Origin of the sequence: Mesorhizobium norvegicum, from assembly GCF_004919685.1 — a bacterium.
Lineage (GTDB): Bacteria > Pseudomonadota > Alphaproteobacteria > Rhizobiales > Rhizobiaceae > Mesorhizobium > Mesorhizobium norvegicum.
On record NZ_SMYZ01000038.1, the window covers coordinates 41,755 to 58,127 of the forward strand.

At 59.3% G+C, this 16,373-nt stretch carries 16 protein-coding genes; 11 read left to right on the forward strand and 5 right to left on the reverse strand.

The window, feature by feature from the left end:
- Positions 1-60: 60 nt before the first annotated feature.
- Both FCU66_RS14995 and FCU66_RS15000 read left to right on the forward strand, forming a co-directional pair.
- Positions 61-537, forward strand: a complete 477-nt coding sequence (locus FCU66_RS14995; RefSeq protein ID WP_136616944.1) for a hypothetical protein — start codon at positions 61-63, stop codon at positions 535-537.
- A gap of 249 nt (positions 538-786) precedes the next feature.
- Entirely contained in the window at positions 787-1,305 is a 519-nt protein-coding gene (locus FCU66_RS15000) for a hypothetical protein (RefSeq protein WP_136616943.1), read from the forward strand.
- 55 nt (positions 1,306-1,360) lie between these two features.
- Here FCU66_RS15000 and FCU66_RS15005 read toward each other — a convergent pair whose 3' ends face one another.
- A complete protein-coding gene (locus FCU66_RS15005) occupies positions 1,361-1,921 on the reverse strand; it encodes a hypothetical protein (protein ID WP_136616942.1) in 561 nt (186 codons plus the stop codon).
- On the reverse strand, positions 1,922-2,125 hold the full coding sequence (locus FCU66_RS15010) for a hypothetical protein (protein ID WP_136616941.1): 204 nt from the start codon (positions 2,123-2,125) through the stop codon (positions 1,922-1,924).
- Positions 2,126-2,328: 203 nt separating this feature from the next.
- On the opposite strand from FCU66_RS15010, the gene FCU66_RS15015 reads away from it, so the two are divergent.
- Both FCU66_RS15015 and FCU66_RS15020 read left to right on the forward strand, forming a co-directional pair.
- Positions 2,329-6,600, forward strand: a complete 4,272-nt coding sequence (locus tag FCU66_RS15015; protein WP_136616940.1) for a hypothetical protein — start codon at positions 2,329-2,331, stop codon at positions 6,598-6,600.
- Positions 6,601-7,009: 409 nt separating this feature from the next.
- Positions 7,010-9,133 carry a ParB/RepB/Spo0J family partition protein gene (locus FCU66_RS15020; protein WP_136616939.1) on the forward strand — a complete coding sequence of 708 codons (2,124 nt, stop codon included), beginning with the start codon at positions 7,010-7,012 and terminating at the stop codon, positions 9,131-9,133.
- A gap of 192 nt (positions 9,134-9,325) precedes the next feature.
- Here the strand turns inward: FCU66_RS15020 and FCU66_RS15025 are convergent, their stop codons facing one another.
- Positions 9,326-9,607, reverse strand: coding sequence for an HU family DNA-binding protein (locus tag FCU66_RS15025; protein WP_095089546.1), 282 nt, complete (start codon positions 9,605-9,607; stop codon positions 9,326-9,328).
- Between the two features lie 857 nt (positions 9,608-10,464).
- On the opposite strand from FCU66_RS15025, the gene FCU66_RS15030 reads away from it, so the two are divergent.
- Positions 10,465-10,776 (forward strand): DUF736 domain-containing protein, encoded by a 312-nt coding sequence (locus FCU66_RS15030; protein WP_136616938.1) that lies wholly within the window; start codon positions 10,465-10,467, stop codon positions 10,774-10,776.
- 87 nt (positions 10,777-10,863) lie between these two features.
- On the opposite strand, the gene FCU66_RS15035 is transcribed toward FCU66_RS15030, so the two are convergent.
- Positions 10,864-11,394: a Ros/MucR family transcriptional regulator gene (locus FCU66_RS15035; protein ID WP_136616937.1), complete on the reverse strand. Its 531-nt coding sequence runs from the start codon at positions 11,392-11,394 to the stop codon at positions 10,864-10,866.
- Positions 11,395-11,806: 412 nt separating this feature from the next.
- On the opposite strand from FCU66_RS15035, the gene FCU66_RS15040 reads away from it, so the two are divergent.
- On the forward strand, positions 11,807-13,012 hold the full coding sequence (locus tag FCU66_RS15040) for a DUF932 domain-containing protein (protein WP_136616936.1): 1,206 nt from the start codon (positions 11,807-11,809) through the stop codon (positions 13,010-13,012).
- A 232-nt stretch (positions 13,013-13,244) separates the two neighbouring features.
- On the opposite strand, the gene FCU66_RS15045 is transcribed toward FCU66_RS15040, so the two are convergent.
- On the reverse strand, positions 13,245-13,460 hold the full coding sequence (locus FCU66_RS15045; protein WP_136616935.1) for a helix-turn-helix domain-containing protein: 216 nt from the start codon (positions 13,458-13,460) through the stop codon (positions 13,245-13,247).
- A 126-nt stretch (positions 13,461-13,586) separates the two neighbouring features.
- Between FCU66_RS15045 and FCU66_RS15050 the strand changes: the two genes are divergently transcribed.
- From FCU66_RS15050 to FCU66_RS15065, 5 genes are all read left to right on the forward strand, one after another.
- Positions 13,587-13,865, forward strand: a complete 279-nt coding sequence (locus FCU66_RS15050; RefSeq protein ID WP_136616934.1) for a DNA -binding domain-containing protein — start codon at positions 13,587-13,589, stop codon at positions 13,863-13,865.
- A 171-nt stretch (positions 13,866-14,036) separates the two neighbouring features.
- Positions 14,037-14,204, forward strand: a complete 168-nt coding sequence (locus FCU66_RS42810) for a transcriptional regulator domain-containing protein (protein WP_425462855.1) — start codon at positions 14,037-14,039, stop codon at positions 14,202-14,204.
- Positions 14,146-14,784, forward strand: a complete 639-nt coding sequence (locus FCU66_RS15055) for a DUF2285 domain-containing protein (protein WP_136616933.1) — start codon at positions 14,146-14,148, stop codon at positions 14,782-14,784. Before FCU66_RS42810 ends, FCU66_RS15055 begins: the two co-directional genes overlap by 59 nt.
- A gap of 134 nt (positions 14,785-14,918) precedes the next feature.
- Positions 14,919-15,209, forward strand: coding sequence for a helix-turn-helix transcriptional regulator (locus tag FCU66_RS15060; RefSeq protein WP_136616932.1), 291 nt, complete (start codon positions 14,919-14,921; stop codon positions 15,207-15,209).
- 18 nt (positions 15,210-15,227) lie between these two features.
- Positions 15,228-16,112, forward strand: coding sequence for a replication initiator protein A (locus tag FCU66_RS15065; protein WP_136616931.1), 885 nt, complete (start codon positions 15,228-15,230; stop codon positions 16,110-16,112).
- Positions 16,113-16,373: the final 261 nt, after the last annotated feature.

The following is a 16,373-nucleotide window of genomic DNA, read 5'->3' on the forward strand; positions in this document are numbered from 1 at the left end:
GAGCAGTATGCCAGCAGCGTCCTTGATGGGAACCTCCTGTTTCGTAACCTGCCGTACTTCATGAAGATCGAAGGCGACCCGCGCGTCGATGCCTACGAGGGCATGCATGTGGACGCGCCGAATAGCGATGTAACCATCACTAACGTGACGACGGGGCAGAAGATTGTTGGCCGCTTCGCCTACCACAACGAGCTGAAACGGCCGGAGCTTATTTTCTGCTTTTGCCTCTCTATGGCTTCTGGTGCCGGTTTGCGAAAATTCGGGGGAGCCTGCATAGAAATTGCCGATGAGCAGGCATTGCACGACCGCATCGCTGGCGCCTTATTGCGCCGAAGCCGTCTTACCCGGCTCGATCGACCATTGTTGCGAGCGGATCGGATTACCTACTACCGAACTGATGCCGCCGTGGCCGAAGGGGTCGATATCAAGAACCCGACACACCTTCCTTTTTTGAAGCGCGATACCTACGCTGCGGAGCAGGAATACAATATGTCTTTGCCAAGCGGGGAGGTTACGAACTCAATCAGGTTATCGTGAACAGGCTTTATGAGCGCAACGCCGACATTGGTAAATTGGAGGCTGACGAGATTACGGTTCGCATCGGCTCCATCAGAGATATTGCAAAAGTGAGAGCGGCCTGAGCCATCATTTGCATAGGCATGTCGTCCAACAAACCGTCATGAATCTCACGAGCACCACGTCGCCGGAGGCGAGGGCGCTAAGGCATTGACATAAGGTCGTGAAATATACGACATTATGTCGCGCATTTGACGACAGGAAATTCTGATGACCGGACTGCAAGCACCCGAAGACATTTTCGATCGTAAGCCGACCCCGGAAGAGCTGACGCAAAAATTCAACGCTGCGCTCAAGGAACTGATGCTCACACCGGGCGACCTTGCAACCTTCATGGATAAGAACCGCGACTATCGCGAAGGGTCGGCGACGATCCGGGGTATCCAACGGATGGTGTCGGGAGAAACCCGCGTCTCGGGCGAGATGATGGTCATTGTGAACATGCTATTGCGCCAGCATCGCCGTCTGAAGGCGCGCTACCCCGATCTCAAATGGGAGCGGAATCCGCACGGCGCCTATTGGGCGCAGGTCGAGGACTGGTACGTCTATATTTCGCCCCAGACGCGCGGTCGCTGGGTTCTTGTCTGCAGCCATGGGCCAAGTCCCAAGGATTACAGTCCGCCGTTCGGCCGCTGGCTCGACTCCCTCGAGGAGGCAAAGGCCAAGGCACTTGTCTGCGTCGAAGAAGGAATGAACAATTTGGCCGAATTTAACTACGAAGCTACCTAACGTGCGGAAGGCGAGGCTTCGCTATTTCGCTGGCCGTTGCTGCAAGTGGCGTCGATTAGACGGGCTCAAGGCCGAGCAAGTTTGTCCATCCTCGACCAACATTGCCCATGATGGCACTAAGCGACCGAGTGCCCGCGTGCGTGGCAATGACAATCTGCGGCACGCCTGTCGACAGCCCTTCCGCAAAAATCGAAGGGGCGGCGTGGGAAATCTCGATGACACGGTTTCTTTTAGGCACGTGCAGGATGGTCGGCGAGTTCAACTCGGCGTGCTTGATGGCATCCGCGACTTCGCCCAGAACCTTGTGATCGTCAGGTCTCGGGTCGCCATTGGCCGCCACCGTAGCGTTTGATATCAGATGGCGCGCAGCTGCTTTGTCCGTAGCTAGCGGCTTGATAGTCGCGAGAGCTCCGCGCTCTAATGCAACCTCGGCGAAATGGTAGAGGAAAATAGCCCCTACCATACCGAGACGCAGGGTCTCATAGCTAACGTCCCGCGCCAGCTTGGCGTTATCCCCCGCAATAATGTTCTGCAGTGAATCCTCGCTGTCGATGAATCCGCGAACGGACGGGAGAACCAATCGCTCCCAATGAACGTCAACCGCAAGGCCGCCCATCTACCTGTAATGTTCCACAATCGCTGCGTCATAATATAGGGCCCACTCTTTTGCATCGGCCCGCGCTTTGGCGATTTCTGCCTCTCTATCCCCATCGCCCCAATAATAGTAGCCGAGTGGGTTTTCCCGCCCGGTCACGGTTACATGGATGTTGGTCTCTCCGTCGTGGACGCTGATGTGGATTACCTGCTCTTCCGCAGTCATCTATGGGTGCTCCCGTTCCAAACAGTGGTGGATGTGCCTCGCCTCCTTCGAAGCGCAGTATTAGAGCTTGCAGGTTATACTGCAGCACTTATCGTTGCGCCATGAGGGGTAATTTTGTCGATCTAGACCGTAGATTTCGTATCGTCTCGCGTGAGGAGGCGAAAACACCGTCACTTCTATTCGACCCTCGTCTCGGCGGCCCCTTGAGCTGGCCGGACCTCAAGAAACGAAACCGAGTAGTCCTTCTGGCGGAAGCCGGCAGCGGCAAAAGCTACGAGCTCAAATCGCAGTGGCAGGCTGCGGTGAAATCTGACGAATTTGCCTGTTATGCCACGGTACAAGATCTCGGCCGAAGCGGCCTTGAGGACGCTCTGGGCGCCGATGATCTTCGAAGGTTCGAAACCTGGAAGGCGGAAGCAGGATCGATTTGTTGGTTTTTCATCGATTCCGTCGACGAAGCGAAAGATGAGGGTGTGGGATTCGAAACCGCCCTACGTAAGTTCTCCAAAGCTATCACAGGATTCGAGGACCGTGCCCGCGTGGTCATTTCCGGTCGCTTTACCGACTGGGATTTCATCGCGGATCGCCATTCGATGGATGAGTGGCTTTCGATCCCGCGCATGCCGCCGCCGCCTGAACCCAGCTATCAAGATGAAATCCGCGCCACGCTCCAACACAAGGCGCCCGAGAAGCCGCCCGAGCACGAAGACGACGTGTCAGTCTTCTTAATGATCGGGCTCGATGAGGCACGCATTCGGCTCTTTGCCAAAAGCGCCGGCATTGGCGACCTCGATTCTTTCATGACAGCGCTCGACGACGGCAACCTTTGGCATTTTGCAAGCCGTCCGCTCGATCTCGAATGGATGGTGGACTATTGGCACGATCATGGTCGGTTCGGGACACTTGCGGCGATGCTGGAGGCGAGTATCGATGCGCGGCTTATAGACCCCAAGCCGGCGAGAAAACGAAACGACACACTTAGCACGGCAGCGGCCAAGAGTGCGCTCGAACGCATTGGGGCGGGTCTTCTTCTGTGCGGCAAGGATGCCTTGCGCGTTCCTGCAGAAGGCTTCAGCACGACAACGGCCGACAATGCCTTGGCTCTTGATCGGCTTCTCCCAGATTGGCAACCCGACGCGATGATGCGGTTGCTTGGCAGACCGGTGTTCGACCCTGCTACCTTGGGGCGCGTGCGGCTGCACAACGACAACGAGGGAACGGTCCGGAGCTATTTTACCGGACGATGGCTTGCCGGCCGTCTTGCCGCCAATTGTCCTCCGCAGCAGATAGATGACCTGCTTTTCGCTGATATTTATGGATTTCAACTCGCCCGTCCCGACATGCTCGCCACAGCGGCATGGCTGTCAATCTGGAACCCAAGAGTGGCGGAGAAGCTCATAGCAAGAAACCCACTTGCACTCTTGACGCTTGGCGATCCTGGGGCACTGCCAGTTGCCACACGCAGCAAGGCAATCGAAGGCGCTCTACAGGATGGAGAACATGTCGACCGGCGAAACGTCTGGCTCGAGCAAGATTCAGTTCGCCGACTGGCGCACCCGGCCTTTGATCCTTTGATCCCTGCCTGGTGGACCAGATATGGAGGCGGTCGCGACGCACGTCACCTACTTCTAAGATTGATTTGGCTGGGCAAGCAGGCCGGCGGCTTGGATATCGCTCGCACGCAGGCATTCGATACAGCGACCGACACCACATCACAACTTTTGGCGGGCAGAGCGCTGCTTGCGGTGGGAACAGCTGCAGATGCCATCACATATGCCGACTACATCGTCGATCAGGCAGGAGCATTGGCGCGGACGGTAGTGCTTGGCGCCCTTGATGTTCTCTTTCCAAAGTGGCTTTCGGTCGAGCGTTTCTTTGAGGTCATCGATGCAATCGGTGTCACCGACGAAGGGGGTATGGCGACGCTCTATCCGTTGGGGCAAAAGCTGGGCGAGGCGCTGCCGAGCGAGACCGATCTGTCTGCTTTCCTGGCTGCCGTTCTGCAGCGCATAGGCCCGATCAACGACGAACACGAGGAATCCGTCTTTGCCAGCGCATTCGCTTCGGCGGCCGTAACAGCGGCTGCACGCCTGTTACAGATGCATCCCGATAGCGTTCCGAATATTGTCGTCGATCTTGTGCTGCGACTGCATAACGATTCCTCGTATCGCGGGCGCGATCCAGAAGAACTGGAGCTTGAGCGAGCAATCTGCAGCACGCCTGGCCGGCGCCGTCAGTCATTTTGGCGTGCCGTGCATGTGCTTCGCGATCACCCTTGGATCAGAAACAACGACATCTCGATTGGGCATTTGGCGATGTTTGGGTGGCAAGGCCAATTGTCCAGTGATGACGTAAGCTGGTTGGCTGACGACGCTACAGGAAAGACAGAAGAGCGTGACCGTCGGCTGGCGTTTAATGCTCTCCACGCGATCTGGCGCGACCAGGGCCAAGATCCGACGGTAGCTGGAGCCTTAGAGAAGATTGGGAAGGAGGACTCCAGCCTTGGGGAGCTTCTTGCAGCATGGCAATCGCCGTCGCCCGAGCCTCCAGAGCGTTTGGCTACGATGGAACGGCTCCGAGCAACGGAGGAAAAGAACAAGATCGCACGCGAAAAGCGAGACGGCAGTTGGATAAAATTCATCGAGGAACTGCGCTCGGACCCAACGATCTTGGATATGCTTCATCCAACCACCGACACTACGGCTGACAGCCGGCTAGTTGATCTTTGGCGGTTTCTGTCCTCGCGGATCCGAGGCCGATCTCGTTACGCGATCGACGATCTCTCGTCGGTCGAACCGATCTTTGGGGCTGAGGTTACGGAGAAGTTTGCCACGGTATTGATCAATTTCGCCAACGCCTGGAAGCCCCTGCTGCCGAGCGAACGACCGCCTGAAGAGCAGCGGAAGATTTTCAGCTTCGAGAGTATGGGCTTGGCAGGCATGGCGCTCGAAGCCGCGCGAACCTCAAATTGGGCGCAGTCAATCGACGACGACCGTGCTGCGAAAGCCGCGCGTTATGCCATCCTGGAATTGAACGGTTTCCCTGACTACCTAGTGCGGGTCGCCGAGGCAAAACCCGCGATCGTGCGCAAGGTTCTTGTGGCCGAAGTGAATTCACAACTTGCGATGGGCGACCCGTCGGAACATGGGATTCTGGACCGCCTAGCCTATAGCGACGCCAAGCTTGCTCGATTGGTGGTGCCTGATCTTGAACACGCAATGTCCGACGAGGCGACCTTTCCCACACCTCTGCTGCCCAAGGTATTGGATGTCATCATCCGCGGCCTACCTGTCGACACGACTTCCCTCTCCGATTTAGTGCGGAGCCGAGCAGCCGCGGCGCAAGATCCGAAGACAGTGGCGTACATGCTCTCGATTCTCGCGGCGATTAATGCGGACCTGGCCATAGACGTGCTGCGCGAAAGGTTTGATCAATTCGACGAACAATCGCGCATGATGATGTGCAGTGTCCTACTGCCTCGACTGTACGGTGATCGCTACCACCAGGATACGGGAGTCGCTCACCACATATCTTTCCCTAAGCTCGAGGAATTGGTTTTACTCGCTTTCGATGGCATTCGCCCTGAGAACGACATTAGGAGACCTAGCGGCGAGGTCTTCTCCCCTGATTGGCGCGACAGTGCCCAAGACGCTCGAAATACCGTGTTTAACCGGCTGGAGAGCACGCCCGGCGAGGCCACCCATGCCGCGTTGATGCGCCTGTCGCGGAAAGAGGGCTTTGCCATACCACCGGACAGACTGCACACGCTCGCGCGGCGCCACGCCGAAAATGATGCCATCCTGGCGGCATGGCGGCCCGAGGACGTAGTGATGTTCGAGACGGCGTTCGACCGCCCGCCCTCGACAACGGCGGACCTGCAGCTTCTCGCCCGCCGGCGCGCGGAGCGCATCGACCATGATCTTCGCCATGACAGATTCTCGCAAGCAGACACGGTCCAGGCGCTTCCTGACGAAAATGCCGTACAACGGTGGTTTGCCGACCGGTTCGAAAGCTTGCAAGGGAATGCCTATACGGTTGTGCGCGAAAGCCACGTTGCAGACGAAAAAGAACCGGATATCACACTGACGAGCCGTATCAGCGGCGTTACGCTTCCGATCGAAATTAAAGTCATCGACGGCATGAGCGCTCCCGAGATGGAAGCTGCGCTCGAAACTCAGCTGTGCGGGCAATATCTTCGTCACGATGGAGCGCGACACGGCATTTTGCTCTTGGTGCACCAGAAACCAAAATCGCAAGGATGGATTCTACCTGGGCATTCTAGGTTTGCATCCCTCGAGACCGTATTGAAACATCTAAACGAAAAGGCGACCGAGATCCGTTCCCTGTCGCCAGATGGGCCACAGCCTATCGTCGTATGCATCGATGTTTCGACCATTTCGCCACGTCGTAGGAAAGCCAGGAGCAAAGAAGCGAAGCTCCTCGGGCCGCTTAAGTCAAGCGGCGTCCTTGAATAGATGCAGATGGTGTCAGACGCCGCGGCAGACCACACGATGTTGTCGGCGCGGAGGATAGAATTCCGGCATCGCTTATCTGGCTCCGAAGGCATAGCAGCACCGCATACCGTCTCAAGCTGTGCAAATACAGATTGAAACCGACAGTTTGAACGGGAACCTGTCCGAGGTAGATGGGAAAGATGGTCTTGCCATCTCTCCCCCGCAAACGCCGCCTGCGCAGAGCGGGGCTGCCCGCTCGCAAGGCGGCGCAGAAACCGTCGCGCTCTAAACTGATCCGACCTGCCTCGCTCGACGCGCAGCCCAGCTCCGCTCGCCGGCATTAGCCCCCCTCTCTGCCGCGCGCTCACGCGCCCCCGGAAGGCATGCCGAGGGGCATGCCTTCGGCATCTAACGGGAAAGGATCAGAATCATGACGACCAATGACAGGTGCGCGAAGACCGGAACCGCCAGCGTGAGCGGCACGGTCGTTTTCATTCCGCTGAACAAGCTGAAGAAGTCGCCCCGCAATGCACGCATGACGCCGCACAGCGAGGCGATCATCGAGGCCTATGCGGCCAGCATCGCCGCCAAGGGCATGCTGCAATACCCTGTGGTTGAGCCGGAGCTTGACGGCGAGGGCGCAGAAACCGGCTTCTACTTCGTCAGCATCGGCGAAGGCCGCCGGCTGGCGCAATTGCTGCGCGTGAAGCGCAAGCAGATCAAGAAGACCGAGCCTATCCGCTGCGTCATCGACACGGTCAATGATGCGCATGAGATCAGCCTGGACGAAAACATCACCCGCGAGGCGATGCATCCCGCCGATCAGTTTGAAGCGTTCCGCGACCTTCACGAGAAAAAGGGATGGGGTGCGGAGGAAATCGCCGCCCGCTTCGGCATCACCGCGCATGTCGTGCGGCAGCGCTTGCGGCTGGGCGCGGTCAGCCCCAAGCTGATGCAGGTCTATCGCGAGGCTGGGCTGACGCTCGACCAGTTGATGGCCTTTGCCATCACCGACGATCACACCCGGCAGGAGCAGGTTTTCGAAAACCTCACCTACAATCGCGATCCCTACGTCATCCGCCGGGAACTGACGCGGACGCACATTGCAGCGAGCGACCGGCGAGCCATCTTCGTCGGCGCGAAGGCCTACATGGAAGCCGGTGGCGGTATCCTGCGCGATCTGTTCACCGAGGATCGTGGTGGCTTCTACGAGGATGCCGCGTTGCTCGACCAGTTGGTGATCGCGAAGCTGCAAGGCATCGCCGAAACTGTCAGGCAGGCCGAGGGCTGGAAATGGGCGGATGTCCATATCGACTTCCCCCACGCAAACGGCTTGCGCCGCACTTACCCGCAGCCGGTGGATTTGTCGGCGGAAGATCAAGCCGCCTACGCGACGGCATCCGAGGAGTTCAACCGGCTGACCGAAGAATGGGATAGCGCCGAGGAACTGCCGAACGATGTCGATCAGCGTTTCGGGAAGCTTGAGGCCGAGATCGAGCGCATCGACGCTCTTCGCCACGCCTACGATCCTGATATTGTTTCGCGTGGTGGCGTGTTCGTCGTGCTTTCCCATGACGGAGCGGCGCGCATCGAACGTGGCTTCATCCGCGCCGAGGATGAGCAGGCGGGACCGGAAGCGGAAACGCGGCCACACGGCGAGGACGTCAACGACGATGGCGAGATCATCGAAGATGGCAGCGGTCCGGATTCCGATGGTGGCAGCGACGAAGAAGCGGAGGATGACGGCAAGCCGTTGTCGGACCTTCTCATTCGCGACTTGACCGCTCATCGGACGCTTGGGCTTCGCCTTGCGCTTGGCGAACAGCCGGAAATCGCCCTTGTCGCGGTGACCCATACGCTTGCCGCGCAGACCTTCTATCAGGGTGCTGAGGCCCACTGCCTCGAAATCCGCCCAACCAGCGTCTATCTCGCCGGTCACGCGGACGGCATCGAGGATACGGCGGCAGGCAAGGCACTGGCAGATCGACATACGGAGTGGGCTGCGGACATGCCTCGCGATGTGGCTGACCTGTGGGGCTTCATCGCCTCACTCGACCATGCCAGCGTCATGGCGTTGTTCGCCCATTGCGCCTCGCTTACCGTCAATGCCGTAAAGCAGCCTTGGGAGCGCAAGCCTCGCGCCCACGAGACAGCGGACAGGCTGGCGACAGCCGTCAACCTCGATATGGCGGCACATTGGACGCCGACCGTCCGGACGTACCTCGGGCGCATCACCAAGGCACATATCCTCGACGCCGTGCGCGATGCTGCCAGTGAAGAGGCGGCAGAGAGGCTGTCGGACCTGAACAAGCAGCCAATGGCGGAAGCCGCCGAGCAGTTGCTCGCCGGGACTGGATGGCTGCCTGCAGTCTTGCGGACCCCGGAACCTGCGGTGTTCGCTGAGGGGCAAGACGAGGAAGGTGCGGACGCCAGATCGGCGGACGTTGCTGAACTGGAGCCGGAAGCCCCCGAGCCGGACACGACGAACGCTGCGCTCGCCGACAGCAGCGCCCTGGCCGAGGGGGGCGAACCCTTCACCATCGCCGCCGAATAAGCGCGACGGCCGGAGCCGCCGCGCGGTTCCGGCCAGCTTTCTGTTGGAGAATTTTCCGGCCGCGCCATTGGCGCGGCCGGGGACCTCGACCTAAGAACGGCAGCAATGAGAAGCAGATGATCTTGGCATGAGACACCATCGCCCAACAGGACAGCGCGTTACCATCAGACGAGATGTATCGTCATTAAATGATCAGCCGTTCACCGAGTCCTTGAGAGCCTTTGCCGGCTGGAAGACGATCTTCTTCGATGCGGCGATCTTGATCGTGGCGCCAGTCGACGGATTGCGGCCATCACGTGCTGGTTTGTTCTGTACCTTGAACTTGCCGAAGCCATTGAGGCTGATTTCCTCGCCCTTAGCAGCGGCTTCCGCAATGCCCTTCAACACATCCTCGACCACGGATTTCGCTTGGGTTTTCGACAGGCCGTGAGCGTCTGCAAGGCGTTCGGCAATATCGATCGTGTTTACAGCCATTGTTTCCATCCCTTCTGAGTTGGTTCAACGATTGGCCTTATGGCACAGGCAATTCCACACTGTCATCGCGTCAAGGAACGGAATCCGGTGCAAACCAACGCTCGAACCGGGAATTTCCACCACACTTATCGCGATAAGTCACGCAGCGCATCACCTCGGCATCAGACGCCGGTATGGAGGCGACCCTTTCCCAGCAATGCCTCACCGTGCGTGAGGCGTGACCGCAGCGGCATCATTCGGCCATGCGGTGGAGGATCAGGTGTGACGCAGCTATCCTCGCCTTCGATCTCAAATCAGACTTGCATCGAATCGACGTGAGACAGGAAATCGTCACGGCATTTGGCGGCTTGGAAGCCGCTGCCCTCAGCAATCAATTGGTCGCCTTCGGAGCTGCCCCGAACGCGATGACGATTCAGCCCAAAGATTAGGGAAATCGGACGTCCCTTCTTCACCGGTTGGAATAGGACCAACACCGCGCTGGCGCGTGAGGAAGCGTCTTTGACCGAAATAGAGAAGCGCAGCGGCGCAAGAGACAATGGCCGTGACTGACCTTAGCCACTGTGGCGTTCCTTCCGCGTATTCTTTCCAAGCCACGCCCACGGCGTCCTCGAATGGATTGGGTCTGACCGAAGACCGCCTTCGCTGCGCTCAGTCTCGATCGTCTTGCCGCAACGACGTCGATGCGTTTTCTTCCCCTGTCCGCTGCGCGTCCATTCCTCGCGGTCCAAGAAAGCCTCGCGCCGCCGTCTTTCACTTCGTTTCAGCCCCTTCGGGATGCAGACCGATCGTCTCCGGTCTCACGACCACCATCGAGGCCGCGATTGGCGCGGCCCGAGAAGACACAAAGGAACACCACAATGGCTACGATCGGCACTTTCTCCCGCACCGCGCACGGCTTCTCCGGCTCGGTCAAGACCCTCAACCTCAACGTTAAGACGGTGACGTTCGCCCCGGCCGACGGCGAAAATGAAAAGGGTCCCGACTTCCGCATCTTCGCCGGCACCACCGAGTTCGGGGCGGCATGGAAGAAGACCTCGCGCGAGGGACGCGACTACCACTCCGTCAAGCTCGACGATCCCAGCTTCCCCGCTCCGATCTATGCGAGCCTAGTCGAGACCGACACCGAGGGCGACTTCTCGCTCATCTGGTCCCGCCGCACCGCAGAGTGATCCGACTTGACACGAAGCCCCGCCGCGAGGCGGGGCTTCGTCATGTCCATGTCCGCCGACGCCCGACCTTTTGTCAGACGTGCCAGGTTAAGCCTTGGCAGTCGTCTTGCGCGGCTTCTTCACCGGGGACTTGATTGCAGCAGCAGTTGTTCTTGCCGCCGCCGCTCGTACGGCGGGTTTCGACTTTCCTGCAACGGAGGATGTGGCCACGGGCGCTTTGCGCCCGAGTCCAATCGATTTCGCCAAGGCCGACCGGGTCGCCGCATAGTTCGGCGCGACCATCGGATAGTCGGCCGGCAGGTTCCACTTCTGCCGATATTGATCGGGGGTCAGGTTAAAGTGCTGAAGATGACGCTTGAGTGATTTGAATTTCTTTCCATCTTCCAGACAGATGATGAAGTCCGGCGTCACCGACTTCTTGATCGATACTGCCGGGTCCTGCTTGACCACCGATTCTACCGCGGGCGTTCCGATGCCGTTCAGAGCGGCATGGATGTCGCCGATCAGCTTCGGCAACTCGCCAACCGGTACTGGATTGTTCGATACATAGGCGGCGACAATGTCAGCCGTTATCGACACGGTATCCAGTTGGTTGTCTTGTTCGAGAGCAGTGGTCATATAATTTCCTTTTTTCATCGGATGAATTGAGCGACGTTTGATTTTCCCAGCCTGCCCACGAGGCAAATAGTACGTTTCTTCGTAAAATCCACGTCTCTTACGCGACATTATAAGAGTAAGCTTCGCTTTTATCGTCCCTATCGGCTGCGGATGCCCTTGCCGATCCCATGGGAAGCGAGGAGCTTCCCCTCGCTTCCCCGCCAGTTCCGGCTGTGCAGAGCAGGGCCGCTGGCTCGCAAAGCGGCCCGCCACAGCAATTGGCTAATTGTTTTCAATCCGCTTCGCTCGACCATGCAACCCGGCTCCGCGCGCCGGCACTGGCCCCCATCACTCCCGCGCGCTCTCGCGCCCCCGGAAGGCATGCCGGGGGACATGCCTTCGGCATTGATGAAAAGGAGTGAGCGAAATGAACATGACCACGATCATCGATGGCGAGAGCAGCCGCCAGGAGCAGGCGATTTCCAGCGGCTTTCGCGTCGATATCTCGCGCGGCGAGAGGATCGGACGAGTTTCCTCGGAATGGTTTTCGCGTCCCGATGACGAGCGCTTTCTGAGCCTCACCGAGCTTTATGATGCCGTAAAGCAGCGAGCGGACCGCGCCACCACCCGCACCGTCGAGAGTCGCGCCGTGCGCGTGGAAGCTACCCGCGACAATGCAGAGCGGCTGTCGCTTTTCGTCCCCGGACAGGAGCAGCCAATCGCGCCAACGCATTGGAGTTTCGGCCAGCTTTGCAGCCTTGTCAGCGCGCCGGCGACCTACATGCGCCAGCTGCCCGCGCCGCTGGCAGGCATCAATTTGCAGCATGGCCTTTTGAGCCATCGGGCGGAGCTGATGAAGACCCTCGAGACGGAGGACGGACGCGTTGAGCTTCGCGCCGTCACGGGTCCGGATTATGGACGTATCTGGGATTATGAGCTTGTCGCCGCCGTGATGAAAATCGCGGGCAAGGGCACCGGCGACACCATGTGGAAAGTGCCGGGCGTTCTGGATTGGGCGACCATGACCCACAATCCTTTCGTTGATGTCACCAAGGACACCACCACGCTTTACGCCAGCGACCGCGACGTGTTCCTGTTTCTGGTGGACGATACACATCCGATCGAAGCCGGAAGGCTCCCGAATGGCGAACCGGATTTGTATTTTCGTGGCTTCTATTGCTGGAATTCGGAAGTCGGCAGCAAGACGCTGGGCATCGCGAGTTTCTATCTCCGTGGCGTGTGCATGAACCGAAATCTATGGGGCGTGGAAGGCTTCGAGGAAATCACGATCCGCCATTCGAAGTTTGCCGCGCAGCGTTTTGCGTACGAAGCAGCGCCCGCTTTGACGAGCTTTGCCAACTCAAGCGCCGCGCCGTTCATCGCCGGCATTAAAGCCGCGCGTGAGAAGATCGTCGCCCGTAGCGACGAAGAGCGCGAAAACTTCCTGCGCAAGCGCGGTTTCTCCAAGAGCGAAACAGGCAAGATCATCGAGGCAGTTTTGCAGGAGGAAGGCCGCCCGCCCGAAAGCATCTTCGATTTCGTGCAGGGCATGACGGCACACGCCCGCAGCAAGGCGCATCAGGATAGCCGGCTTGAACTGGAAGGCAGGGCGAAGGCCTTGTTGGAACGGGCGGCGTGAGCAAACGAAAGGCCGCGCAGCGAACGTCTCGCCGCGCGGCCTATCAGGTCCGCCGTATCAACGAAACCGTCATAGCATAAGAATATCTTGCGACCAGGTGATCGGGGTCGGCGCATGCCACCGTCTTTGAACACGGCGGCCGCTCGCCGGGCTCCGCCCGGCTCGCGATGCAACTGCTGTCATGTTCGCGACTGGTGCACTTCGGGCCCGGTGCGCCATTCCGCCAATCAGTTCACCGTGTCGTTTTTCTGATCAACTCGCATGGGTCCACATTTAGCGCCTTTGCGATCCTACCAAGAACGCTAACGCTTGCCGAAACCCGGGCGCGCTCGATCGACCCAACGTAGCGCATGCTCAGTCCAGAGCGGGCGGCCAGTTCCTCCTGCGTCACGTTCTGGTCATGGCGCAGACGACGCATGTTGACCGCCATGATCTCCTTGAGATCCATGGCGGATTAGGGATCAGAAAGGGAACTATCGTTCTAGGAATGATCGTTCCTATTCGTTATGATCAGAACTCGACCTGGATAATAGTTCCTTCGGGATCGCCGCCAAAACATTAGCGATTCGATACGATGCTTAAGCCGCTGCTCGATCCCGATGTCGCCGACGTCGCGCCGAATGCCCCGGTCCTGACCGGCTATGATGAGGAGCGGCTGCTCACCTACATCCGCCTGCTCGACGCGGCGGCTGAAGATGCGGATTGGCGCGAGGTGGCCAGGATCGTCCTCCACATAGATCCTGACCAGGAACCAGAGCGGGCGTTCCGATCATGGCAGACGCATCTTGCCCGCGCCCGCTGGATGACCACGAGCGGCTATCGATATCTCCTTGCAGGCGGCGCGCCACACTGAGGTCCTAAGCCATGCTTTGCTGAATCAGCACAGCGGTTTGCCGACTCTCCAACTACCCGATTTGCGTATCGGCAGGGATGCTCATTCCGAAACTCGCAGCCTGATGCGGGTACCGGGAGAGGACTTGGCGCATTGCGAGGCGATTGGACCGATCCGGCAGCCTACGCGCACATGCAAGGCTACGAGCCTGCAGAGTTCGCTGCCGAATATCTGATCCGGAACGACGAGTTCGTCGCCGAGTGCGGTCAGCTTTCGTCACATCTCCCAGGTGCCGTAGAACTTGTTGGTCCACCCGACTTCATCGCTCGTTGGGGCGCGCGATTTCAGAGTCACCGGTGACCGGCTTCCGTTAGCTGAGAACATCGTCTGGACGGAACAGGCCTCGCCGCGCGTGTTGCGAGCCACGCAAATCCGATCGTTAGTCAGCCCTTCGCATCAGACTGTTAAACTTTCCAGACTCAGCGGCGCCGCCGCCGACGACGAGCTGCATATTCTTTGGCCGGCATCGACCGCGACAAATAATCTCGTCACAGACCTCGGCAACGGCGCGACCGAATTCAACGCGATCGTCCTGCCGCTCGACGACGCCTTCGAGTCGCGGCTCGACGCAGCGCGTAGGTTCTGGCGTGAACTGAACGGCCGATCTCCCGGTCCTGTCTATGGCGCGTTGCCGAAGCAGACGAAGGCGAGGCACACTCTCAATCTGCGCGCTCATGACGCCCGCCGCGTAGGGGCCACCTACCGCGAGATCGCGCAGGTGCTGTTGTCACGAGAGCCGATCGCGCCTCGAGACTGGCGCGATCATCATCTCCGGCACAAGGTTAGGGCGATCCTGCGAAGGGCGGATCGCCTTGTGGCCGGCGGCTACCGCGACCTTCTCGTCTATCCGCACAGCCGCAGCCGAAAATCAGATCGCTGAAACCCTTCTCGCATGGGCAGCGAAAACACATCCCCCGATGTTTGCCCTCCCTCGCTTTTCTTCAATTCGACCATCGTCCGTTTCGCGCGTCCCGGCAGGCCAGGACGACAGCAAAACCGAACGGAGATCGAGCGATGTCGAAGGGTCCCGCGGACGCGCCCCAAAAATACCTGCGAACGAAGGAGGCGGCACCAATCGTCGGCCTTTGCGCTCGCACGCTGGAAAAGCACCGGACGTACGGCACCGGACCAAAATACCGAAAGGTCGGTGGTCGCGTCCTCTATGACATTGACGACCTGCACGCCTGGATCGAGCTTGGTGCGCGCATGTCCACGAGCGATGTCAACGCGACCTTTGTTCCGCCTGCCAAGCCGCATGCCGCCCGCGCGCCGGCCTATGCCGGCCGGCGCCATCGCGTCTCCTGATACTGCGGGGCAAAGAGAATGCAGCTTCGCTCGACCGATCAGGGGCAGCTTGATCTGTTCCGCGCGCGCTCCAGTGTGATCACGCCACGCGATGCGCAAGACCTGATGTCGTGGCCGTTTTTCTCACTCGCCAAATCCCGCCGCGTGACACCGATCGACTTTCGCATGGGCGAGGTTTCGATCCGCGTCGAGGCGACGACCGAACATGGCATGGCAACGATCTGGGACGCCGACATCCTGATTTGGGCGGCCAGTCAAATTGTCGATGCACGTGACAAAGGCCTTCGCACGTCGCGTCTGATGGCGGCCACGCCGTATGAGATCCTTGCCTTCATCGAGCGGGGCGATTCCGCCCATAGCTACGACCGACTGAAGGCCGCGCTGGACCGCCTGCAATCGACGACGGTTGCCACTTCTATCCGCCAGTCGTCCGAGCGGCGGCGACATCGATTCTCCTGGATCAACGAATGGAAGGAGCGAATGGACGTCAGCGGGCGCCCACTTGGCATCGAGCTCATCCTGCCGGACTGGTTCTATGCCGGCGTCATCGACGATGCACTTATTCTAACGATCGACCGCCAATATTTCGGGCTAACGGGCGGCCTGGAGCGCTGGCTTTACCGTCTCGTTCGCAAGCACGGTGGCCGTCAGACCTATGGTTGGAGCTTTGATCTCGGTCATCTCCACGTGAAGTCCGGCAGCCTGTCGCCCTTCAAGCGCTTCACCTTCGACTTGCGCGAGATCGTGCGTCGCCAGCCACTGCCGGGCTACCGGCTGGCACTCTCCGTCGATCCCGACGGTCGGTCACGCCTGAACTTCCAACTCAACCCGGTCGATCCATTCGCGAGCGCCAACGCAACGCCGTGCGCGCCACGTGGCCGCATCACTAGGGCTGTGAAATGACTGTGGACAGGCCCGTGCTATCAGGAACCGCAACTCCCGTGCCATTGGGAACCGGATTCCCGTGCTATCAGGAACCGGAATCGGCCTTAAGTCATTGCAGAGATTGCCGAACCCGCTCCTCTAACGTTTCTAACTGTGAATCCTTCGGATTCTTTCTAACGGAAAGCGCTCATCCACGAGGCTGTGGACGACAGCGAAGCAATGATGTTTCGGCCAGGCCGAGAATAATCGATGTCCGTTGTTCCTCGCGGAGCAAGACTG

Coding starts and splice junctions, on each gene's coding strand:
- FCU66_RS15005 (WP_136616942.1), bottom strand. CDS start 1,921: ATGGGCGGCCTTGCGGTTGACGTTCATTGGGAGCGATTGGTTCTCCCG.
- FCU66_RS15000 (WP_136616943.1), top strand. CDS start 787: ATGACCGGACTGCAAGCACCCGAAGACATTTTCGATCGTAAGCCGACC.
- FCU66_RS15035 (WP_136616937.1), bottom strand. CDS start 11,394: ATGACCACTGCTCTCGAACAAGACAACCAACTGGATACCGTGTCGATA.
- FCU66_RS15030 (WP_136616938.1), top strand. CDS start 10,465: ATGGCTACGATCGGCACTTTCTCCCGCACCGCGCACGGCTTCTCCGGC.
- FCU66_RS15040 (WP_136616936.1), top strand. CDS start 11,807: ATGACCACGATCATCGATGGCGAGAGCAGCCGCCAGGAGCAGGCGATT.
- FCU66_RS15025 (WP_095089546.1), bottom strand. CDS start 9,607: ATGGCTGTAAACACGATCGATATTGCCGAACGCCTTGCAGACGCTCAC.
- FCU66_RS15045 (WP_136616935.1), bottom strand. CDS start 13,460: ATGGATCTCAAGGAGATCATGGCGGTCAACATGCGTCGTCTGCGCCAT.
- FCU66_RS15065 (WP_136616931.1), top strand. CDS start 15,228: ATGCAGCTTCGCTCGACCGATCAGGGGCAGCTTGATCTGTTCCGCGCG.
- FCU66_RS15060 (WP_136616932.1), top strand. CDS start 14,919: ATGTCGAAGGGTCCCGCGGACGCGCCCCAAAAATACCTGCGAACGAAG.
- FCU66_RS15020 (WP_136616939.1), top strand. CDS start 7,010: ATGACGACCAATGACAGGTGCGCGAAGACCGGAACCGCCAGCGTGAGC.
- FCU66_RS15010 (WP_136616941.1), bottom strand. CDS start 2,125: ATGACTGCGGAAGAGCAGGTAATCCACATCAGCGTCCACGACGGAGAG.
- FCU66_RS42810 (WP_425462855.1), top strand. CDS start 14,037: ATGCAAGGCTACGAGCCTGCAGAGTTCGCTGCCGAATATCTGATCCGG.
- FCU66_RS14995 (WP_136616944.1), top strand. CDS start 61: ATGAAGATCGAAGGCGACCCGCGCGTCGATGCCTACGAGGGCATGCAT.
- FCU66_RS15050 (WP_136616934.1), top strand. CDS start 13,587: ATGCTTAAGCCGCTGCTCGATCCCGATGTCGCCGACGTCGCGCCGAAT.